Here is a 20,559-nt window from a genome sequence, read left to right on the forward strand (position 1 = left end):
ACACCGGCCTCAGGGCCGGGCCGCGTGCGGCTCCGGTGCGGGAGCGACGGCGCCGGACCCCGGCGCGGGCCCCTGGTACATCGCCCCGCCCCCGTCCGGCGCGCCCGCCGGGGACAGGTACCGGGGCTTGGCGGTGAACGACCGCCGGGTGAGCTCCTCCAGCGGCACGAGGGTCCCGGCGGGCACCACCTCGACCCGGGGTTCGACCCCCAGCACCCTCTCGACCTCACCGGTCAGCGCGGCGGAGACCTCCCCGGCGGCCTCGTCCGCCGCCTCGACGCGCACGCGGAGAACCCCCTCGTCCTCGACGGCCCGCCAGAAGAGCACGCCCAGTTCGGACGGCAGGGAGAACACGGCCTCCTCCACCTCCGAGGCGAACACCCGCTCCGGGCGCCCCCGCAGGGAGACGCCGTGGTCCCAGCGCCCGGCCACCCGCACCCGGGGCAGGGCCCAGCCGCAGGGGCAGCCGCCGTAGGAGAGCTCCACGAAATCACCGGTGTCGTAGCGCACCAGCGGCATCGCCTCGCGGTACAGGGTCGTCAGGACCAGCCGCCCGCGCCCCTCGAAGGAGGCCGTCCCGGTCAGGGGGTCGAGGACCTCAGGCAGGTAGCGGTCGGCCCACAGGTGGAGGTTCCCCTCGGGGCACTCCCCGCCCAGGTTGGCGCCGCACTCGGAGTTGCCGTAGCTGAGGTGGACCCCGCAGCCCCACAGCTCCTCGATCCGGCGGCGCCGGGCCGGGCTGAGCGGCTCCCCGGCGCTCAGCAGGGCGCGCAGGCCGGGGGCGTGGGCGCGGGGGGACTCCCCGGCCAGGCGGGCGCAGGCGGCCCAGAGCAGCGGCTCGGTGGGCAGGGCCGCGGCCACGGTGACGCGCAGGTCACGCAGCAGGCGCAGGACGCGGGGCAGCGGCATGGCCGTGGAGCGCGCGTCGGCCGGCACCACCAGGGCCCCGGCCGCCCTGGCCGCGGCGTGCACCTGGTGCGCGATGGTGACCATCGCGTACGGGACGCGGACCAGGACGGTGTCCGTGTCGGCCAGGCCCATCGTGTTCCGGCCGAAGCGGTCGAGCATCTCCGCCCAGTCGGCCTCGGTGTGGAAGGAGGCGGTGGGCGCCCCCTCGGACGTGCCGCTCGACTCGTGGTACGAGACGAGTGCGCGGCGCGGGACCGCGACCATCCCGAAGGGGTAGCCCGCGCGCAGGTCGTCCTTGGTGGTGAGGGGCAGGCCCTCCAGGTCGGCCACCCTGCCGGGGAGGCCGTCGCCGAGGCGCCCGCGGTAGAAGTCGCTCCGTTCGGCCCGGCGGAGCACCTCGGGAATCCGCTCCTCCCACATTCCTTTCAAACCGTCAAAATCGGACCATTCTCCGACACCCGGAAAAACACCGTTGATCATGTGCGTTCTTTCCCTTATCGGGGGAGCTCGACCAGGGCAAGCCGTCGTCCGTCAGAAAATCTCCGGACGAATGATTCCCGTCGGCGATTGCAGGGAAACAATTATTTTGCACCCCTTCGGCCTCCTCCCCAAGGGGATACAACCGACGGATTCCACACATTCCACGCCGAATCCCCTCGACGCCGGGAACGGACGGGCCCCTTTCCTCACACCGTTCCCCCGGGTGCCCTCACGGCGTTTTCGGACAGTCTTCAGGCATCACCATCGGAAGGTTCCCATGGGGTTCAACCTGCACTACGAAGCACTCATGAGAGATTCCTCGTCCATCCGCCGGGGATGCGGCTTCTCACTGGCGTGCGTGGTCTGCGGCCGGTGGAAGGACGACGGGCCGGCGAACCGCTGCGGCAAATGCGGTGGGGCCGTCGACGCCATTCATGACCTCGGTTCCGTATCCCTCGAAAAGGGACACAACCCCCTCCAGACCTACTTCGACCTGCTCCCCCTGCGCTCCCGTGGCAGTGCCACCTGGCTCGGCGAGGGGAACACGCCGTGCTTCCCCGCGGAGGATTTCGGCCGCCGCGTCGGACTCTCCGGACTCGTCCTCAAGGACGAGAGCGCCAACCCGACGCTCAGCACCAAGGACCGCATCGCCTCCGTGGGCCTGTCCCGCCTCGCCGAACTCGGCGTGAAGCGTTTCGTGATGGCCTCCACCGGCAACAGCTCCACCTCCTACGCGCGCGGGGTCCAGCTCCTCGACGGGGTCGAGATGGCGCTCTTCTGCGGTCGGCGCTTCCGCCACCGGCTCAACTACCCGGACCACGACGCGGTCTCGACGTACCTGGTCGAGGGGGACTTCGTCTCGGCGGGCGCGGCCGCACGCCGCTTCGCCGACCGCACCGGGGCCTTCTTCGAGGGCGGTTTCTTCAACCTCGCCCGCCGGGAGGGGCTGAAACTGGCCTACCTGGAGGCGTTCGACCAGATGGACCCGCCGCCCGCGTACGTGTTCCAGGCGGTCAGCAGCGGCATGGGCCTCCTCGGCGCCTACAAGGGCGCCCTGGAGTACCGCTTCCTGGGCCGGCTGTCCGCGCTCCCCCGGTTCGTGGCCGTGCAGCAGGAGAGCTGCGCCCCCATGGCGCACGCCTACCGCGAGGGTTCCTCCGCCATCTCCGGGCGGCACGTCGTCAGGGAGCCGCACGGCATCGCCGAGGCCATCCTGCGGGGCGACCCCACCCGGACCTACCCCTACATCCGGTACGTCTGCGACGCCACCGGGGGCCGGATCCTCGCGGTGGGCGAGTCCGAGATCCGCGAGGCCCGCGCCCTGCTGGAGGAGACCGAGGGGGTGAGCGCCTGCTACGCCAGCGCGACCGCCCTGGCCGGAGCGGTGCGCATGCGGCGCGAGGGGACGCTCCCCCCGGACGCCCCGGTCCTGGTGAACCTCACCGGCGGCGACCGCACCGGGTGGCCGACCCCCTCGCGCCACCGCGTCGTGGACGCGGCCTGGCCCGAGGGGCCCGTGGGCTGGGACGGGGAGCCCCCGGCCGCCGAGGGCGCGCGGACGACACCGGAGGAGGGCGACGCATGCGCAAGGTGACCGTCGTCGGCGGGGGGATCGTCGGCGCCTCCGTCGCATGGAACCTCACCCTCATCGGGGCGCGCGTGACCGTCCTGGAGCGGGAGCCGGTCCCGGCCTCGGTCACGAGCGCGGCCTCGTTCGCCCGCGCCACGGCGTTCGGCAAGGCGCCCCGGGCCTACTTCGAGCTGAACCACGCCGGACTGCGGGAGCTGTACCGGCTGCGGGCCGGGGGCGTCCCCGGGTTCCACCCGTGCCCGAGCCTGGTCTGGGGCGGCGACCCGCCGCGTCTGGAGGACGCCGCCGCAACCGCGGCGGAGTGGGGGTACGCGGCCCACTGCGCGGACCCGGCCCGCACCGGACTCCCGGCCGGGGTCGGCCCCGGGGCGCTGTCGGTGCCGGTCGCCCGCCTGCCCGAGGAGGGGTGGGTCGACCTGCCCCCCATGGCGGCCTGGATGCTCGGCGAGGCCCGGGGCCGCGGGGCGGACGTCCGGTTCGGGGCGGAGGCGGCCGGGGTGCGCACCGGCGCGGACGGGGCCGTGCGCGCCGTCCGCCTCGCCGACGGCGGCACGGTGGAGACCGACGTGGTGGTCAACGCCGCCGGGGCGCAGGGACAGGAGGTCGCCGCACTCGTCGGGGGACCGCTCACCCTCGGGCCCACCCTGGGCCTTCTGGCCGACCTCCCCCTGACCGGCGCGACGGACGCCATGCTGCTGGGGCCGGACATCAGCGTCCGCCCGTCGGGCCCGGACTCCGTCCTGGTGAGGTCGGACGCCGTCGACGCACGCATCGGCGCGGCCCGCCCCTGCGCCCGGCGGCTCGACGAACTCCTCGCCGAGCTGGTCGGCCGCGCCGCCGCGGTCCTGCCCGGCCTCCGAGGCGCCCGCCCGGAGCGGGTGCGCCTCGGGACGCGCGCCTACCCGGCCGACGGGCACGCCAGCGTCGGGTTCCTGGACGCCGTGCCCGGCTACTACGAGGCCGTCAGCCACAGCGGGGCGACGCTCGGCCCGCTCCTGGGCAGGCTCGCCGCCGAGGAGATCGTGTACGACCGCCGCGACCCCCTGCTCGCCCCCTTCCCACCCGACCGGTTCGGCACGCAGACCCCGACCGGCTCCGGAGCCCGCCACGCGACCGCGAACGCGACACAGTAGGAGAGACACCGATGACGGACACCAGCACGAACGCCACGGCCCCGGCCTCCAACAAGGTCGCCTACGACGGCATCCACACGGTCGTCGCGGGCGGGGTCAGCAGCAACATGCGGGCCAGGGGCGTCGTGACGCCCATCGTCGTGGAGTCGGCGTCCGGCTGCCGCATCCGCGACGTGGAGGGCAACGAGCTGATCGACGCCAACATGGGGTACGGTCCGCACGTCTTCGGCTACGCCGACCGGGAGGTCACCGACCAGATCGCCGACCAGTTCGGGCGGGGGCACCTCACGGGGCTGCCGCACCGCCTGGACCGCGAGGCGGCGGGCCTGGTGGCCGAACTGGTCCCCGGCGTCGAGCAGCTGCGGTTCGCCAACTCCGGCACCGAGGCGCTGATGTCGGCGGTGCGGCTGGCGCGCGCGACCTCGGGCCGCCCCCTGCTCCTCACCTTCGAGGGGCACTACCACGGATGGAGCGAGACCCTGCTGCGCGCCCCGGGGACCGCGGGCGACCGCCCCCGCCCCGGCGCGGCGGGGATGATCCCCGAGGCGATGAACCACACGGTCCAGGTCCCCTGGAACGACGCGGCCGCCGTGGAGCGGGTGTTCGCCGAGTACGGCGGCGCGCTCGGCGCGGTCGTCTGCGAGCCGGTCCTGGCCAACGCCGGGGTGGTGCCCCCGGCCCCCGGCTTCCTGGAGCTGCTGAGGCTGCGCACCCGGGAGAAGGGCGCGGTGCTGGTCTTCGACGAGGTGATCACCGGGTTCCGCGTGGCACGCGGAGGCGCCCAGGAGCGGTACGGCGTCGTCCCCGACCTGACCGTGCTGTCCAAGGTGATGGGCGGGGGCTTCCCCGTGGCGGCCTTCGGCGGGTCCCGCGAGGCCATGGAACCGCTCACCACCTACGAGGCGTTCCACGCGGGCGTCTACGCGGGCAACCACGCCGCCCTGCGCGCCGTCGCCGCCACGCTGACCAAGATCCGCTCCGCCCCGAACCTCTACGACGACCTGGAGGCCCTGGGCGCGTACGCCGAGGAGCGCGTCCGCGAGGCGGCCACCGCCGCCGGGAGGTCGGTGCTGTTCGAGCGGGTCGGATCCGTGCTGTCGATGGCCCTCCTGGACGAGGCGTCGGCGGTGGACCGCGCCGGACACCGCGCCCTGCAGTCCGCCTGCCAGCTGCGCGGGGTGTACTTCCACCCCAACCCCGACGAGCCCTGGTTCCTGAGCACGGCCCACACCGAGGAGGACATCGACACGATCGCCGCGGTCCTGAAGGAGTCCCTGGCTCAGACCCCGGTCACGAGGAGCGTCCGGTGAACGGGCCTCCCCGGGTGAGCGTCTCCGTGTACGACAGGTGCGCGCCCGGGTACGACCCGCACGTCGCCTACTTCCGGACCTTCGGGCGGCGGCTGGTGGACCTGGCGGCCCCCGCCCCCGGCGAGCGCGTGCTCGACGTCGCCGCCGGCCGGGGCGCGTGCCTGTTCCCGGCCGCGGAGCGCGTCGGCCCCGGGGGCAGGGTCGACGGCGTCGACCTCTCCCCGGCGATGGTGGCGCACCTCGCGGCGGACATCGAGGCGGGCGGCACGGCCAACGCGTGGGCCGCGCAGATGGACGCCCAGGCGCTCACGGTCCCGGAGTCCTCCTACGACGTGGTGCTGTGCGCCTTCGCGCTGTTCGTCATGCCCGACCCCGGGGCCGCGGTGGACGGATTCCGCCGCGCGCTCAGGCCGGGAGGGCGCTGCGCCGTCTCGGTCCCGTCCAGGACCCTGGTGCCGGGCGACCTGGAGGAGGTCCGGGAGGTCTTCCGGTTCTACGCCGAACGCGCCGGGAGCTCCGTCTTCCGCCGGAAGGTCTACGGCGCGGACCCCGGGCCGCTGCTGGAGTCGGCGGGGTTCAGCGACGTCCGGGCCCGTGAGGAGACCGCGCAGTTCGTCTTCCGCGACACCGCCGCGTGGTGGGAGTGGACCTGGTCCACCGGTATCCGGTCCTTCTACGAACACCTCCCCGCGGACCTGCTGGAGGGGCTGCGCCGGGAGCTCTTCGCGCTGCTCGCACCGCTGGAGACCCCCGACGGGCTCCCGCCGGGGACCGAGCGCCCGCGCTTCGCGACGGCGAGGAGGCCGGAGACGGACGGCTGACGCCCGGCTCCGCGGGCGCGGGGCACGGCGCGGGAGCGCGACGGGTTCGCGCTCCCATCCCCTTGTCTGGAACCCGGTTACGGGTTACCTTGAAACTGATGTCAGAACCAACACGCAGCACCGTCCCGGACGACCTCGTGGGCGCGGCCGTACGCGCCGCCGAGAACCTGGGGAAGGATGTGGCCGACGTGCCCCTGGTCGCGATCGCGGAGGAGGCGGGCGTCTCCCGCAGCACCCTGCTGCGCCGCGTCGGGGGCTCCCGCGGGGCCCTGGACGAGGCGGTGCGCGCCGCCGGCGTCGACCCCGGCGGGAGGCGTCCGGTCCGGGCGCGCGCCGTCGAGGCCGCGGCGGGGCTGATCAGCGGACAGGGCCTGGCCTCCGCCACCCTGGAGGCGGTCGCCGCGTCCGCGGAGTGCTCGGTGCACAGCCTCTACGCGGCCTTCGGCGGCCGGGACGGGCTCCTGCGCGCAGTGTTCGAGCGGTACAGCCCCATCCTCGACCTGGAGGAGGCGGTCGCCCGGCCCGGGGAGGACCTCGCGACGCGGGTCCACGGGATCTACCGCCTGGTGGCGGCCGGGCTCGGCCGGGAACCGCGTGTGCTGCCCGCCCTCCTGGCCGACGTGTTCGCCCGGCCCGAGGGCCCCGCTTCGGACCTCGTCGCCCGGCTCGTCTTCCCGCGGATGCTCGCGGGGCTGGGCGCGTGGCTCGCGGGGGAGATCGCCGCGGGCCGCATCCGCGACCTGCCCGTCCCGCTGCTCATGCAGCAGATGATCGGCCCGATCGCCGTCCACTCGATACTGCGCCCCGCCCTCCGGGGCGTGCCGGGCGCGAATTTCCCCGACCCGGAGGAGACGTGCGCGGTGTTCGCCGACGCGTTCCTCAGGGCCGCCGCGATCCCGCCGGAGCCGCGCGCCGACTGATCCCGAGGAGCCGTCCATGCACAGCCCGACCACCGCAGCCGCCGCCGACGCGTCCGCCGCCCCGCACGAGCCGCAGGCCGGCGGCGCGCCGACGGGCCACCGCCGCCCGACCGCCCCGACGACCTCCCGGGAGTCCCGATGAACGACAGAACGACCTGCGCGATCATCGGCGGCGGCCCCGCCGGGATGGTCCTGGGCCTGCTCCTGGCACGCGCCGGTGTCGAGGTGACGGTGCTGGAGAAGCACGCCGACTTCCTGAGGGACTTCCGCGGGGACACCGTCCACCCCTCCACCATGGACCTGCTGGACGAACTGGGGCTGGGCGAGCGGTTCGCCCGGCTCCCCCAGAGCAGGCTGAGCGAGGCTGCGTTCCCCGTCGGCGGCGGACGCACGGTGACCGTCGCGGACTTCCGACTCCTGCGGGTGCGCCACCCCTACATCGCGATGGTCCCGCAGTGGGACCTGTTGAACCTGCTGGCCGAGGCCGGCCGGGACGAACCGGGCTTCACGCTCCGCATGAGCACCGAGGCCACCGGTCTGGTGCGCGAGGCCGGACGGGTCGTCGGCGTACGCCACCGGCCCCACGCCGAAGGGCCGGGGGACACCGGGGAGGCCGGGGAGGCCGGGACCCCGGACCGGGGCGGGGTCCTGCGCGCCGACCTGACGGTGGCCTGCGACGGCCGCTGGTCGCTCGCGCACCGCGAGGCCCGCCTGCCGGTCCGGAGGTTCCCCGTGGGGATCGACGCCTGGTGGTTCCGGCTGCCCGGACGCCCGGGGGACGGCAGGGCCCTGACACCGCGGGCGGGCCGGGGCCGGTTCGCCCTGGTCATCCCGCGCGAGGGCTACCTCCAACTCGCCTACATCGCGCGCAAGGGCACCGACGCCGCGCTGCGCGGGAGGGGGATCGCGGCCTTCCGGGGCGACATCGCCGAACTGATGCCGGAGCTGGCCGACCGCGTCGGGGCACTGGGCTCCATGGACGAGGTCAAACACCTGGACGTGCGCGTCGACAGGCTGCGGCGCTGGCACGCCGACGGGCTGCTGTGCATCGGCGACGCGGCGCACGCGATGTCCCCGGTCGGGGGCGTGGGCATCAACCTCGCCGTGCAGGACGCCGTGGCCGCGGCCGCCCTGCTGGCCCGGCCGCTCCTGCACCGGTCGGTCACCGGCCGCGACCTGGCGGCGGTCCGCAGGCGCCGCCTCCTGCCGACCGTCGGCGTCCAGCTCCTGCAGCGGATGATGCACCGCGGGATGGTCGAGCCGATCATCCGCGGCAGGAGGCCGGGCCCGCCCGCTCCGCTCCTGGCGTTCCTGACACGCGTGCCCCGGCTCGCGTACGTGCCCGCCCGCCTCATCGGGGTGGGCCTGCGCCCCGAGCACGCACCGGACTTCGCCCGGCGCCCGCCGGAACGGCCCGAACCGGGCGCGCTTCCCCGCTAGTCCCGCGGGACGGGGGCCGGACGGAGCCCGTCCGGGTCGCCCTCCGGCCCGGGAGCGGGGGGTGCCGCGGCACCGGGGGCCGGCGGGACGCCGCGCCCGGCGCCCCGCCGGCCGAGCGAGGCGAGCGCGACCCCGCCGACCAGGAGCACGGCCGCCACCAGGCTCAGCGGGGTGATCCGCTCGCCGAGCAGCAGCGCGGCCGAGGACATGCCGAACACCGGGACCAGCAGCGAGAAGGGGGCGACGGTGGAGGCGTCGTAGTGGCGGAGCAGGAACCCCCACACCCCGAACGCGAAGAGCGTGGAGATCCAGGCGACGTAGACGATCACGCCCACCCCGGCGGGGTCCAGCCCCCTCAGCGCGGCCAGACCCGCCTCGGGCCCCTCCACCAGCAGAGACAGGGCGAACATCGGCAGCGGCGGCACCAGGCTGACCCAGACCGTCCAGCTCAGGGCGTCGGGGGGCGCGGCCTTGCGGGTCAGCACGTTGGACAGCCCCCAGAACGCGGCGGCGGCCACGACGAGCACGAAGCCCGTCACCGGTCCGGCGGCGCCCTGGTCGTAGGCGGCGACGCCGATCCCTCCCAGGGCGACGGCCATCCCCGCGCAGCGGACGGGGCCCGGCCTCTCCCCGAGGAGGACCGCGGCGATGACCGCCGTGAACACCGCCTGGACCTGGAGGACCAGGGACGCCGTCCCGGCCGGCATGCCCAGGTCCATGCCGAGGAAGACCAGTCCGAACTTGGCCACGCCGAGCACCAGGCCCACGAGGACGACCCAGCCCAGGGCCACACGGGGGCGGCGCACGAAGAAGACGGCGGGAAGGGCCGCCGCCAGGAAGCGCAGGGCGGAGAACAGGAGCGGCGGGAAGTGGTCGAGGCCGACCTCGATGACGACGAAGTTGACCCCCCACACCAGGGCGACGAGGACGGCGAGGAACGTGTGAAGGGGACGCATGGAACCGATGATGGGGGGACCCCTGGTTTAAGCACCAGCGAAATGTCCTACATACTTCCTTTCAGCGGTGCTGAACGATCACCGGCGCCCGACCGACGGAGGACACTCCCGTGCTCGACCTCTCCAGGCTCCGTTCCCTGCATGCGGTGCACGTCCACGGTTCCGTCAGCTCCGCCGCCAAGGCGCTCGGCTACACCCCGTCGGCGGTCTCCCAGCAGATCGCCAAGCTCGAACGTGAGACCGGGACCACACTCCTGGAGCGCCGGGGGCGGGGGGTCGTGCTCACCGACGCCGCCGGGACGCTCGTGGGCACGGCCGCCCGGGTGCTCTCCCTCGTGGAGGAGGCCGAGGTGGCGCTGGAGGAGCAGCGCGGGAGGCCCGCCGGGCGGCTGACCGTGGCCGCCTTCTCGACGGCCGCGCGGGGCCTGCTCCCCGGGGTGCTGGCCGAACTGGCGGCGACCCACCCCGCCCTCGACCTGCGCCTGTTCGAGGAGGACCCCCACGCCACCCCGCACATGGTGGCCCAGGGCACGGTGGACCTGGCCGTGGTGCACGACTGGGACATCGCGCCGATGACCGTTCCCGAGGGGGTGACCCGGGAGGCCGTCGGCGAGGACAGGTGCGATGTCCTGCTGCCCCGCGACCACCCGCTCTCCGACAGGGCGGTCCTGCACCGCGAGGACGTGGCGGACGCCCGCTGGATCTGCCAGCCGCCGGGGACCGTCTGCCACGACTGGCTGACGCGCACGCTGCGCTCCGTGGGAACCGAGCCCGACTTCGCCCATTTCGTGGCCGAGTACCAGACCCAGATCGCCCTGGTCGGGGCCGGCCTGGGCGTGGCCCTGGTCCCCCGCCTGGGACGCGGCGGCCTCCCCGACACGGTGGTGGTCAAGCGGCTGGACCCCTGCCCTGTGCGCGGCGTGTCCGTGCTCTGGCGCGCGGGGACCTCGCGCCGCCCCGCCGTCGCCGAGGCCGTCCGGATCCTGCGCGAGCACGCCCGCGCCCTCTGAAGGTCCCGATCGCGCCTCCCACCGGAGCGGGGGCGACACGGCCGCCCCCGCCACCCGGCCCCGTGGTCGAGGGCCCCGGGGCGCGTTCCGCGTGCGCCGCCCGTCGCGATCGGCGCATCCGGTGCGTTCCTCGCAAGGCCGGGAAAGGGGCCGGTAGCGGTTGGCCCACCGGTGGGCGGTGGCGGGGCTGGCCTGGAAGCGTGCGGCGGCCCGCCGCGGGGGCCGGCCCCGGTCGACGGCGTAGCGGGCCGGCGCGGGGCGCCCGGCGGGTGTGAGGGCGGCGTGGGCAGTGCGGGGCGTCGGGGGCCTTCCGGTCCGGTGGTGGACGTCGCGGTCCTCACCGGTACCGGAGGCCCTCCTCGCGTGTGTCGGGCGGGGCGGGTGTCACCGACCTCCGTGGTCGGTACGCCTAGGACCAGTGGGCGCGGACCCGGAACCCCAGGCCCGAGAGCCGCTCCGTCAGCGCGTCCCCCATGGCGGTGGCCGTGGTGACCTGTCCCGCCACGGCCGGGAGGTCGTCGAAGGCCAGGCACAGCGCGGACTCCGCGAGCATCCTCGCGGTCTCCCCGTAGCCCGGGTCTCCCCCCGACACCTCCGTGACCACGCGCTCGCCGCCGCCCTCGCCCAGGAACACCACCCTGAACCACGACCGCTCGCGCCGTTCCGGCGACGGCCCCTCACCCGCCCCCATCCGGCTCAGCAGCCACTCCCGCGCCGGCGGTACCTGCGCGAGCGCCGCCAGACCCAGGGCGCCCCCGGCGATCTCGACCGCGCTCGGCAGCTTCCCGACGGCCGCGTAGTGGCCGTAGGAGAAGTCGGGCCCGTAGCGTTCGAGCGCCCGGGCGGAGCGCAGGACGACCTGCGGGTCGATGGTGGGCAGCGGCAGGGCCCAGACGCCGAGCCTGCCCTCCCGGCGCGGTACGGCGGGCAGCCCCCGCACCCTGCGGCCGCCCTCCCCCTGCGCCCGCTCCCGCTCCCGGCGCCGCCGGGCGGCGGCGGCCCCCGCCCCCAGGCGCGAGAACGCCGTCACCGCCGAGTGGAACGTGCCCCCGGACACGGCGGCCGAGGCGCTGACGAACCCCTCCACCCGGAGGGGGACCCCCTCGGGAAGGAGGCCGACGGTGAGGTACGCGCCCAGATCGTGCGGCACGGAGTCGAAACCGCAGCTGTGCACGATCCGGGCCCCGCTGTCGACCGCCTCGGCGTGCCGGCGCAGGTAGGTGCGGTCGACGAACTCGGGCTCGCCGCACAGGTCGACGTAGTCCGTCCCCGCCCGCGCGCACGCCGCGACGAGCCCGTCGCCGTGGCGGATGTAGGGCCCGACCGTCGTCGCGACCACCCGGGACGCCTCGGCCACCGCCCTCAGCGACGCCGGGTCCCCCGAGTCCGCGACGAGCAGGTCCAGGTCCGCCGACGCGGGGTCGGTCCGCGCCAGCCGCTCCCGCACGGCGGCGAGCCGGCCCTCGTCGCGCCCCGCGAGCGCCCACCGGGTCCCGGCCGGCGCGTGCCGGGCCAGGTACTCGGCGGTGAGCCCGCCGGTGAACCCGGTCGCCCCGAACAGGACCAGGTCGTACCTGCGCGAGCCGGGGCCGCCGGGGTCCGCGGCCCCTCCTCCGGCGGCGGTCATACGCGCTCGCCCTCGGGCACCGGGCCCGGCGCGGTCCCCGCGCCGAAGGGGCTCCCGCCGAGCTCCTCGCGGCGGTGGGCGGTGAGCCAGCCCCGGGGATCGGGGCCCGCGGCGATGATCCTGGTCGGGTTGATGCCCGTGTGCACGTAGTAGTAGTGGACGCGGATGTGGTCGTGGTCGGTGGTGTCCCCGAAGCCCGGCGTCTGGAACAGGTCGCGGGCGTAGGCCCACAGCGCCGGGTACTCGGCCAGCTTCCTGATGTTGCACTTGAAGTGGCCGTGGTACACGGAGTCGAACCGGACCAGGGTCGTGAACAGCCTGATGTCGGCCATCGTGAGGGTGTCGCCGACGAGGTAGCGCCGGGCGGCGAGGCGTTCCTCCAGGGCGTCGAGGCGCGCGAAGACCCCGGCGACCGCGGCGTCGTAGCGCGCCTGGTCCGGTGCGAAGCCCGCGCGGTAGACGCCGTTGTTGAGGTCCCGGTAGACGTCCGCGTCCAGGGCCTCGATCTCGTCGCGCAGCGGCGCGGGGTACAGGTCCGGGGCCCCGTCCCGGACGAGGCCGCCCCACTCGGTGGCCATGTCCAGGGAGAGCCGGTCGTAGTCGTTGGAGACCAGGTGTCCGCTCTCCACGTCGACCAGGCCGGGGACGCTGACCCCGCCGTCGTAGTGCGGGTCGCGGGCGAGGTAGGCCTCGCGCAGGGCGTGGATGCCGAGGACGGGGTCCACGCCCCCGGGGCTGCCCGTCTCCTCGGTGAACACCCAGTGCGGGTCCCCGTCGATGTCCTCCTGCCGGGGGTCGGTGACGGCGAGGGAGACCGCCCCCTCCAGGCCCATGAGCCGCCGCGTGACGACGACCCGGTGCGCCCAGGGGCAGGCCCGGCTGACCACCAGGCGGAGGCGTCCGGGCTCGGCGGCACGGCCGAACCGGCCGTCCGCGGTGACCCTGTCGTCGAACGCCGCCGGCTCCCGCCTGATCTCCTCGGTCGGAATCCTGTTGGCCCTCATCCCGGCTCCTCTCGGACGCGCTGTCACGGTCGGAGCCGCATCGTATCCGCCCGCGGCCCGCCGTTCCCGGCACGGCGTGCGCCGGGGACCGGCGCGCTCCCCGCCACGCCCGCCCGGCGCTCCCCCGCGGGCGGAGCCGGCCGGCGCGCGGGCCGGGGGCCGCCGCCCCGCGCCCGCGACGGCTCCGTCCCCCGACCGGAAGGCCGACACCGCATTCATGCCTTGACATGCATATAACCAGCAACGCATATTGGCTGTATGTCCGACCTCTTCTCCGTTCTCGCCGACCCCAGCCGCCGCCGCATCCTGGACGCGCTGCGCGAGAGCGAGGGCCTGCTGGTCAAGGACCTGGTCGCCGTCCTGGGCACGTCTCAGCCCAACGTCTCCAAGCACCTGCGCGTCCTGCGCACCGCGGGGCTCGTCTCCGAGAGCGCCGAGCGCCAGGGGCGGCGCTACCGGCTGCGGCCGGAGGGGCTGCGCGGCGTGGACGCCTGGCTGGACCCGTACCGCGCCTTCTGGACCGACAGGCTCCAGGACCTGGGCGACCACCTCGACTCCACCCGTACGCACGAAGGGCCACCGCGATGACCACGCACGTCCGCGTCGACACGAGCACGCCGGGCTCTCCCGTCCTGCGCTTCACGCGCCGCTACCCGCACCCCAGGCCGGCCGTCTGGGCCGCCCTGACGACGGGCGAGGCCCTGAGCCGGTGGTTCCCGTGCCGGGTGGAGATCGACGCGCGCGAGGGCGGCGCCCTCACACTGACCTTCCCCGGGGAGGAACCGGAGACCGCGCCCGTCACGGAGTTCGACCCGCCGCGCACCCTGGCGTTCCGCTGGGCCGGGGAGGACCTGCGCTGGACCCTGGAGGAGGACGGGGACGGGTGCGTGCTGCGGCTGTCCAACACCGTCGCCGACCCGGACAGGACGGCGAACACGGCCGCGGGGTGGGACAGGTGCCTGGAGGGCCTCGCCGCGGTCCTCGACGGGCGGCCCGCCCCGCAGGGGACCGGTCCGGACGAGGAGCTCGTCGCGCACTACAGGCGGCTGTTCGCCGCCGGGTGAGCCGGGAGCGGCCGGCCGCCCCGGCCGCTCCGGCACGGGCGGGCCCTCAGAGGAGGTCCAGGACGGCCTTGCCGTGCAGCTCCCTGCCCAGCAGGAGCTCGACCGCCTCCGCGGCGCGCCCCCAGCCGCCGCGCCAGGACGTCTGCGGGTCGAGTTCGCCCGCGGCCACCCGGGCGGCGAGCCACGTCAGGTCGGCGGCGAGCCCGGGGGTCGCGGGAAGGAAGAAGGTGACGAGCGAGCGGTCGTGGCGCCCGCCGTCGCCGATCAGCGCGCCGTAGGGGAACACCTCCTCCTCCGCCGCCGAGTGCCCCACGGCCACGAGGGTGCCGTGCGGCGCCAGGAGGCCGTAGGCGTCCACGAGCTGCCGGCCGCCGACCAGCTCCACCACCCCGTGCACCGGCTCGGCGACCCGGTCCGGAGAGGCGACGACCTCGTGCGCGCCCAGGGCGCGCAGGCCGTCGCCGTGGCGTTCGGGCGCTCCCGTGGACGCGATCACGTGGGCCCCGCCCCGCCTCGCCAGCTGGACGGCGTAGCGGCCGACGCCGCCCGTGGCCCCGGTGACCAGCACCCGCTTGGCCAGGATCGGACCGATGCGGTGCAGGGCGCGCAGCGCGCTGGCGCCCGCGACGGGAACGGTGCCGACCGCCCCGGGGTCGGCCCCCTCCGGCGCCGTTCCGACCATCGCCGTGTCCACGGCGCGCAGCTCGGCCCACGCCCCGGCGAGGCCGAGGGTCACCACGGGGGTGCCGGCGGGAGGCCCCGAGCCGTCGGCGGCCGCCCGCTCCACCACCCCGGCGGCGTCCCAGCCGAGGACGGCCCCCTCCGGCGCGCTCCGGATGCCGGAGACCTCGCCGTGGTTGAGGGAGGTCGCCGTCACACGGACCAGGGCCTGGTGCGGCTCCGGCCGGGGGTCGGGGGCCCGGCCGAGCCGCAGTCCTCCGGGAACCGAGTGGTCGACGAGCAGTGCGCGCATGGGAGGTCCGCCTTCCGAGCGATGAACGGGGCAACGGCCACAATAGTGCCGGTGATAGGCATAAGCCGTCAACCAGCATTTACCTGTGAAGCGCATGCTAGGCTGACCGCCATGTCGACCGCTACGTCCCCTTCGTCCCCCTCTTCGCCGCGGCCGTCCCTGTCCCTGCGCGAGCGCAAGAAGCTCCTCACCCGGCAGCGCCTGGTCACCACGGCCCTGGAGCTGTTCACCGAACACGGCTTCGACGGCGCGACGCTCCACGACCTGTGCGAGGCCGTCGAGGTCTCCGAACGCACGTTCTTCCGGAACTTCACCAGCAAGGAGGACGTCGCCCTGGCCCCCGGCAGGGACCTGTGGACGGCCTGCCTCGGCGAGCTGGAGACCCGCTCCCCCGGGGACTCGACGCTCCTGGGGTTCCTCCAGGACGGCCTCCTGGCCGCCCTCGACCGGACAGGCGACGACGGATGGGCGCGGCAGCTCCTGCTCAGCCAGAGGCTGGCCGAGCGGACGCCGTCGATGGACGCGCAGGCCCGCCACTTCTGCGACCGCACGACCCGCTCGGCCATGGCGATCCTGCACCGGCGCCTCGCGCTCCCCGCCCCGGACGACCTGGGGGCGCGGCTGGCGCTCGACATGCTCGTCGCGTCCTTCAACCAGGCGCTGGGCGACTGGGGGGCCCAGCCCGGTACGCCCGGCGCCGACGACCTCGCGCGCCGCGTGCGCGCGGCGTTCGCCGTCCTGCCCGGCCTCGCCGGGATCGCCTACGGCCCGCGGCCCGCGCCGGTCGCGGACGGGCCCGCCTAGCCGCGGCCGGGCCGCCGCCTACGCCTCCCGCGCCCCTTCGAGCTGCTGGACCAGGCAGAACTCGTTGCCCTCGGGGTCGGCCAGGACCGCGATGAGGTCCCCCGCCTCCTCGAAGGTCGGGCGCACCCGCCGGGCGCCCAGCCGGAGCACCCTCTCCGCCTCGGCCTCCAGGTCGGGGACGACCATGTCCAGGTGCATGCGGTTCTTGCCGCGGGAGGGCTCGGGCACCTTCTGGAGCAGCAGGTCCGGCCACCGCCCCCCGGGGTCCAGGAGGGCGAGGTAGGAGGGGTGCCGCTGGGTCTCCTCCCGCACGAAGCCGAGGGCCCCGCACCAGAACCGGGCCGTCTCCTCGAAGTCGTCGACGTCGAGCACGCAGACCAGGCGCATACCTGCCTCCAGGGGTGGCGGCGGCCGGACGGTGGCCCGGCCGTTCGGTGCCGCACACCCTACGCCGGGGCGGGCTCCGCGTCACGCAGGCCCCGCGCGGCGGGCACGGCCGCCTCCGCCCGGGCCGTCCCCGCGACCGCACGTCCTACGGCGACGGCCGCCCGCGCCCGGTTAGGCTCCGGGCATGACAGCCACCACGTTCGATCCCCACGCCCTGCTCGCGGAGAGCCGGCTCGGCGTCCTCGCGACCATCAAGGCGGACGGCCGCCCGCAGCTCTCGCCCGTCATGCCCTTCTACGACCGGGAGGCCGGCGTCATCCACGTCTCGGTCACGGAGGGGCGCGCCAAGACGGCCAACCTCCGCCGCGACCCCCGCGCCACGCTGGAGGTGACCAGCGGGGACGGCCGCGCGTGGGCCACCGCCGAGGGCGTGGCGTCCCTGACCGGCCCGGGCACGGACCCCGGGGGCCCCGAGGTCGAGGCGCTGGTCGGCTACTACCGCCTCGCCGCCGGCGAGCACCCGGACTGGGACGAGTACCGGGCGGCGATGGTCTCCGAGCGCAGGGTGCTGATGACCATGACGGTCGACCACGTGTACGGCGCCAGCCTGCGCTGAGACCGCCGGGGACGGCCGCTCCGCGACGGTCGGGGGCGGCAGGAGGAGGGGCCCGCCGGGCGGCGGCCCCCTCCGTCCGGGCCGGCCGCCCGCCCCGGTCCCGTGCCGTGACCCCCTCGCCCCGGAGCAGATACGGGGCGAGGGGGTCTTGTCACACCAGAGCGGGGTTCCTACGATGGGGCTGCCGTCGAAGCGATTCGACACACCCCTGCACCCCGGTGTCGAATCGATTCGACACCGGCTGACGAGCGCCTGTGACGGCGGCCCCCGGCGGCGGGGTCCTCCGCAGGCCGAACCCGCCCCTCCCTCCGACGCCCCCGCCCGACCCAGCCCGGTGATCCGGTCACCGGCCCGACGGCGACACCCCCCGCGGCCCGCGCCACCACGCGACCGCACCGCCCACCTCCCCGCCGAAGAGGGCCCCGATGCACCCACGCCACCCCCAGCCACCGCCACCGCGCCGCCGCGTCCGCGCGGCCGCCTGCTCCGCGGCGATGGCCCTGGCCCTCGCCGGCTGCGCGGCCGAGCGCGACCCGAACGTGTACACGATCATGAACTCGGGCACCGACGAGCCCTACCACTCCTGGGACCAGGAGGTCATGGACGCCTGCGGCGACCGGGCGGGCGTGGAGGTGCACCAGCTCAGCGTGCCCGCCGACCAGCTCGTCCCCAAGGCCCTGAGGATGGCCTCCTCCGACTCCCTCCCCGACGTCATCTCCCTCGACGGCTCGGACCTGCCCCAGTTCGCGGAGGCCGGCGGCCTGGTCCCCCTGGAGCGGCTCGGCCTGCCCACGGACGGGCTGACCGAGAGCGCGCTCGCCTTCGGCAGCTACGAGGGCGTGTACTACGGCGCGGCCCGGTCGGTGAACTCGATCGGCCTCTTCTACGACGCCGACCTCCTGGAGCAGGAGGGGATCGAACCGCCGGCGACCTGGGAGGAGCTGCGGGCGGCCGCCGCGGCCCTCACCGAGGGGAACCGCTACGGCCTCGCCATCAGCGCCCTCGCCACCGAGGACGGCGTCTACCAGTTCCTGCCGTGGCTGTGGTCCAACGGCGGCGACGAGCGGGAGCTCGACTCCCCCGCGTCGGTGGAGGCGCTCGAATACGTCGTCTCGCTGGTCGAGGAGGGGTCGGTGTCGCCGTCGGTCGTCAACTGGACCCAGGCCGACGCCAACGACCAGTTCATCGCGGGCAACGCCGCCATGATGGTGAACGGCCCCTGGCAGATGCCGGTCCTGCGCGAGCACCCCGAGCGCGCGTGGGCGGTCGCGGAGATCCCCGTCCCCGCGGCGGGCGACACCTCCGTCGCCCCCATCGGCGGGGAGGCGTACACCGTGCCGGTCAACGCCGCCGACCCCGGCCGCGAGCGGGTCGCCGCCGAACTCGTGGCCTGCCTGACCACGCCGGAGGCGCAGCTGGACTGGTCCACCAAGGGCAGCAACGTGCCCCTGGACCCCTGGGCGGCGGAGCGGTACCGCGACGAGGTCCCGGAGCTGTCCCCCTTCGTCGACCAGGTGTCCACCGCGCGCAGCAGGACCGAGCACGTGGGCACCGAGTGGAACACCTACTCCCAGGCCATCGGCACCGCGCTGCAAGCGGCCCTCACCGGCCGGGCGAGTCCGCAGGAGGCCATGGAGAGGGCCCAGGATCAGGTCGAGTCGCAGACGGGCGGACGATCGTGAGGACACGGACCCCCGCGCCGCGGCGGCGCGCCCTCACACCGTGGCTGTTCGTGGCCCCCGCACTGGCGTACATGCTGCTGTTCTTCGGGTACCCGCTGGTCCGCAACGTGGTGATGAGCTTCCAGGACTACACGTTCTCCACCTACTTCACGGGCGAGGCGCCCTTCAACGGCCTCGAGAACTGGCGGACCGTCTTCTCCGACGAGCTGTTCGGCGCCTCGCTGTGGCGGACCCTCCTGTTCACGGTCGGCTCCCTGGCGGGGCAGTTCGGCATCGGCATGGCGCTCGCCCTCTTCTTCAGCCGCCGGTTCCCGCTCTCGGGGGTCATGCGCTCCCTGCTCCTCCTGCCGTGGCTGATCCCCATGGTGGTGGCGGGCACCGTGTGGCGCCGCGTCCTGGACCAGGAGACCGGCGTGCTGAACGAGGCGCTCCAGGCCCTCCACCTCACCTCGTCGGCCGTCCCCTGGCTGAGCAGTCCCGACCAGGCGCTCCTGTCGGTCGTCCTCGTCAACATCTGGATCGGGGTCCCCTTCAACATGGTGATCCTCTACGGCGGCCTCCAGGAGATCCCCGCCGAACTGCGCGAGGCCGCCGTCCTGGACGGCGCGGGCCCGTTCCGGTCCTTCTTCTCCGTGACGCTGCCCCTGCTGCGGCCCGTCGTGACCGTGGTGCTGGTGCTGGGCTTCATGTCCACCGTGAAGATCCTGGACCTGGTCCTGGCGCTCACCAACGGGGGGCCGGCGCACTCCACCGAGACGCTGGGCACCCTCACCTACCAGCTGTCGTTCCTCCGGCTCGACTTCGGCCAGGGCGCCGTCGTCGGCAACGTCCTGATCGTCCTCAGCATGGTCTTCGCCGCGGTCTATCTGCGCGCCAACCGCGGAGGTGTCAACCGATGAGCGCACCGCGCAGCGGTACCGGGGACGCGGCCCGCCCCCCGGGCGCCACGACCCGGCGGCAGCGGACGCCGGAAGGCTCCCCGCGGCGCCGGCCGCGGACCACCCGCAAGGCGCGCGGCGACGCCGTGAGCCTCGTGGTCGGGGTCCTCGTCCTGGCGGTCCTGCTCTTCCCCCTGTACTGGATGGTCAACACCGCGCTCCAGCCGGGCGCCTCGGCGGCCGGCCTCCCCTGGTTCCCGCGCTCGCTCGACCTCGGCAACTTCCAGCGGGCGTGGGAGTCGCAGGCGGGCAACCTGCTCACCTCCGTGCTGGTGGCGCTCGGCTCGGTGGCGGTCTGCCTCACCGTGGCCGCCCCGGCGGCCTACGCCCTGGCCCGCTTCCGGCTGCGCGGCGCGGACACGATCGTGTTCGCGACCCTCATCACCCAGATGGTCCCGGGCATCGTCGTCGCCAACGCGCTCTACAACGCCTACGTCGGCCTGGGGCTGGTCAACTCCTACCTGGGGCTGGTCCTGGCGGACGCGTCCCTGGGCCTGCCCTTCTCCATCGTCCTGCTGCGCGCCTTCATGGTGTCCATCCCCGAGGAGGTGATCGAGGCCGGGATGATCGACGGCGGCGGGCGGCTGCGCGTCCTCGTCTCGATCGTGCTGCCCATGAGCCGCAACGCGCTGATCACCGCAGGGCTGTTCACCTTCCTGTTCGCGTGGTCGGACTTCCTCTTCGCGCTGACCCTGAACACGACCGACGCCGTGAAGCCCGTGACGCTCGGCATCTACGAGTACATCGGCGCGCACGTCGGCGACTGGGGCGCCGTGATGGCCGCGGCCGTGCTCTCCTCCGTCCCCGCCGCGGTGCTGCTCGTCGTCGCGCAGAGGTACGTGGCGGCCGGGATCTCCAGCGGAGCGCTCAAGTGACCCGTCGTCGGTACCCCCG

The 20,559-nt window shown here is 74.9% G+C and carries 21 protein-coding genes and 1 pseudogene; 15 read left to right on the plus strand and 7 right to left on the minus strand.

The features are described 5' to 3' along the window. Positions 1-9: 9 nt before the first annotated feature. On the minus strand, positions 10-1,329 hold the full coding sequence (locus tag ACIRPH_RS02310; protein WP_402909467.1) for a phenylacetate--CoA ligase family protein: 1,320 nt from the start codon (positions 1,327-1,329) through the stop codon (positions 10-12). 337 nt (positions 1,330-1,666) lie between these two features. Between ACIRPH_RS02310 and ACIRPH_RS02315 the strand changes: the two genes are divergently transcribed. From ACIRPH_RS02315 to ACIRPH_RS02345, 7 genes are all read left to right on the plus strand, one after another. Beyond that, positions 1,667-2,983: a pyridoxal-phosphate dependent enzyme gene (locus ACIRPH_RS02315; protein ID WP_402908303.1), complete on the plus strand. Its 1,317-nt coding sequence runs from the start codon at positions 1,667-1,669 to the stop codon at positions 2,981-2,983. After that, on the plus strand, positions 2,971-4,113 hold the full coding sequence (locus ACIRPH_RS02320) for an NAD(P)/FAD-dependent oxidoreductase (RefSeq protein ID WP_402908305.1): 1,143 nt from the start codon (positions 2,971-2,973) through the stop codon (positions 4,111-4,113). Before ACIRPH_RS02315 ends, ACIRPH_RS02320 begins: the two co-directional genes overlap by 13 nt. Before the next feature lie 11 nt (positions 4,114-4,124). Continuing rightward, positions 4,125-5,423, plus strand: coding sequence for an aspartate aminotransferase family protein (locus ACIRPH_RS02325; RefSeq protein ID WP_402908307.1), 1,299 nt, complete (start codon positions 4,125-4,127; stop codon positions 5,421-5,423). Beyond that, a complete protein-coding gene (locus ACIRPH_RS02330) occupies positions 5,420-6,244 on the plus strand; it encodes a class I SAM-dependent methyltransferase (RefSeq protein WP_402908309.1) in 825 nt (274 codons plus the stop codon). The genes ACIRPH_RS02325 and ACIRPH_RS02330 overlap by 4 nt, the downstream gene beginning before the upstream one ends. A 98-nt stretch (positions 6,245-6,342) precedes the next feature. Continuing rightward, the gene (locus tag ACIRPH_RS02335; RefSeq protein ID WP_402908311.1) at positions 6,343-7,164 is read left to right on the plus strand and encodes a TetR/AcrR family transcriptional regulator; all 822 of its coding nucleotides are present in this window, start codon (positions 6,343-6,345) and stop codon (positions 7,162-7,164) included. A 16-nt stretch (positions 7,165-7,180) separates the two neighbouring features. After that, complete coding sequence (locus ACIRPH_RS02340) at positions 7,181-7,306, plus strand: hypothetical protein (protein WP_402908313.1); 126 nt, start codon at positions 7,181-7,183, stop codon at positions 7,304-7,306. Continuing rightward, on the plus strand, positions 7,303-8,604 hold the full coding sequence (locus tag ACIRPH_RS02345) for an FAD-dependent oxidoreductase (RefSeq protein WP_402908315.1): 1,302 nt from the start codon (positions 7,303-7,305) through the stop codon (positions 8,602-8,604). Before ACIRPH_RS02340 ends, ACIRPH_RS02345 begins: the two co-directional genes overlap by 4 nt. Here ACIRPH_RS02345 and ACIRPH_RS02350 read toward each other — a convergent pair. Next, positions 8,601-9,560, minus strand: coding sequence for an EamA family transporter (locus tag ACIRPH_RS02350; protein WP_402908317.1), 960 nt, complete (start codon positions 9,558-9,560; stop codon positions 8,601-8,603). The genes ACIRPH_RS02345 and ACIRPH_RS02350 overlap by 4 nt on opposite strands. A gap of 110 nt (positions 9,561-9,670) precedes the next feature. On the opposite strand from ACIRPH_RS02350, the gene ACIRPH_RS02355 reads away from it, so the two are divergent. After that, positions 9,671-10,570: a LysR family transcriptional regulator gene (locus ACIRPH_RS02355; protein WP_402908319.1), complete on the plus strand. Its 900-nt coding sequence runs from the start codon at positions 9,671-9,673 to the stop codon at positions 10,568-10,570. Positions 10,571-10,720: 150 nt separating this feature from the next. Here the strand turns inward: ACIRPH_RS02355 and ACIRPH_RS02360 are convergent. The 3 genes and pseudogenes from ACIRPH_RS02360 to ACIRPH_RS02370 all read right to left on the minus strand — a co-directional run. Next, positions 10,721-10,858 (minus strand): annotated as a pseudogene (locus ACIRPH_RS02360) (IS481 family transposase); the annotation flags it as partial. Between the two features lie 121 nt (positions 10,859-10,979). Further along, positions 10,980-12,197, minus strand: a complete 1,218-nt coding sequence (locus ACIRPH_RS02365) for a saccharopine dehydrogenase family protein (protein WP_402908321.1) — start codon at positions 12,195-12,197, stop codon at positions 10,980-10,982. Then, positions 12,194-13,201 (minus strand): glutathione S-transferase family protein, encoded by a 1,008-nt coding sequence (locus ACIRPH_RS02370; RefSeq protein ID WP_402908323.1) that lies wholly within the window; start codon positions 13,199-13,201, stop codon positions 12,194-12,196. The genes ACIRPH_RS02365 and ACIRPH_RS02370 overlap by 4 nt, the downstream gene beginning before the upstream one ends. Positions 13,202-13,459: 258 nt before the next feature. Here ACIRPH_RS02370 and ACIRPH_RS02375 point away from each other — a divergent pair, with 258 nt between their 5' ends. Together ACIRPH_RS02375 and ACIRPH_RS02380 are read left to right on the plus strand one after the other, a co-directional pair. Then, positions 13,460-13,789, plus strand: a complete 330-nt coding sequence (locus tag ACIRPH_RS02375; RefSeq protein ID WP_402908325.1) for an ArsR/SmtB family transcription factor — start codon at positions 13,460-13,462, stop codon at positions 13,787-13,789. Next, the gene (locus ACIRPH_RS02380; protein WP_402908327.1) at positions 13,786-14,265 is read left to right on the plus strand and encodes an SRPBCC family protein; all 480 of its coding nucleotides are present in this window, start codon (positions 13,786-13,788) and stop codon (positions 14,263-14,265) included. The genes ACIRPH_RS02375 and ACIRPH_RS02380 overlap by 4 nt, the downstream gene beginning before the upstream one ends. A 46-nt stretch (positions 14,266-14,311) precedes the next feature. Here the strand turns inward: ACIRPH_RS02380 and ACIRPH_RS02385 are convergent, their stop codons facing one another. Further along, the gene (locus tag ACIRPH_RS02385; protein ID WP_402908329.1) at positions 14,312-15,238 is read right to left on the minus strand and encodes a zinc-binding dehydrogenase; all 927 of its coding nucleotides are present in this window, start codon (positions 15,236-15,238) and stop codon (positions 14,312-14,314) included. A 111-nt stretch (positions 15,239-15,349) separates the two neighbouring features. Between ACIRPH_RS02385 and ACIRPH_RS02390 the strand changes: the two genes are divergently transcribed. Further along, the gene (locus ACIRPH_RS02390; RefSeq protein ID WP_402908331.1) at positions 15,350-16,042 is read left to right on the plus strand and encodes a TetR/AcrR family transcriptional regulator; all 693 of its coding nucleotides are present in this window, start codon (positions 15,350-15,352) and stop codon (positions 16,040-16,042) included. 18 nt (positions 16,043-16,060) lie between these two features. Here the strand turns inward: ACIRPH_RS02390 and ACIRPH_RS02395 are convergent, their stop codons facing one another. Continuing rightward, positions 16,061-16,429, minus strand: coding sequence for a VOC family protein (locus ACIRPH_RS02395; protein ID WP_402908333.1), 369 nt, complete (start codon positions 16,427-16,429; stop codon positions 16,061-16,063). A 184-nt stretch (positions 16,430-16,613) separates the two neighbouring features. Here ACIRPH_RS02395 and ACIRPH_RS02400 point away from each other — a divergent pair, with 184 nt between their 5' ends. The 4 genes from ACIRPH_RS02400 (at position 16,614) to ACIRPH_RS02415 (ending at position 20,540) form a co-directional block, all read left to right on the plus strand. Next, a complete protein-coding gene (locus ACIRPH_RS02400; RefSeq protein ID WP_402908335.1) occupies positions 16,614-17,045 on the plus strand; it encodes a PPOX class F420-dependent oxidoreductase in 432 nt (143 codons plus the stop codon). Positions 17,046-17,470: 425 nt separating this feature from the next. Continuing rightward, on the plus strand, positions 17,471-18,727 hold the full coding sequence (locus ACIRPH_RS02405; RefSeq protein WP_402908337.1) for an extracellular solute-binding protein: 1,257 nt from the start codon (positions 17,471-17,473) through the stop codon (positions 18,725-18,727). Between the two features lie 71 nt (positions 18,728-18,798). Next, positions 18,799-19,626 (plus strand): carbohydrate ABC transporter permease, encoded by an 828-nt coding sequence (locus ACIRPH_RS02410; protein ID WP_402909470.1) that lies wholly within the window; start codon positions 18,799-18,801, stop codon positions 19,624-19,626. After that, positions 19,623-20,540 carry a carbohydrate ABC transporter permease gene (locus tag ACIRPH_RS02415; protein WP_402908339.1) on the plus strand — a complete coding sequence of 306 codons (918 nt, stop codon included), beginning with the start codon at positions 19,623-19,625 and terminating at the stop codon, positions 20,538-20,540. Before ACIRPH_RS02410 ends, ACIRPH_RS02415 begins: the two co-directional genes overlap by 4 nt. The last annotated feature ends 19 nt before the right edge of the window (positions 20,541-20,559 follow it).

It is taken from the genome of Nocardiopsis sp. NPDC101807 (assembly GCF_044766605.1).
In the GTDB taxonomy this organism is placed as follows: domain Bacteria; phylum Actinomycetota; class Actinomycetes; order Streptosporangiales; family Streptosporangiaceae; genus Nocardiopsis; species Nocardiopsis tropica.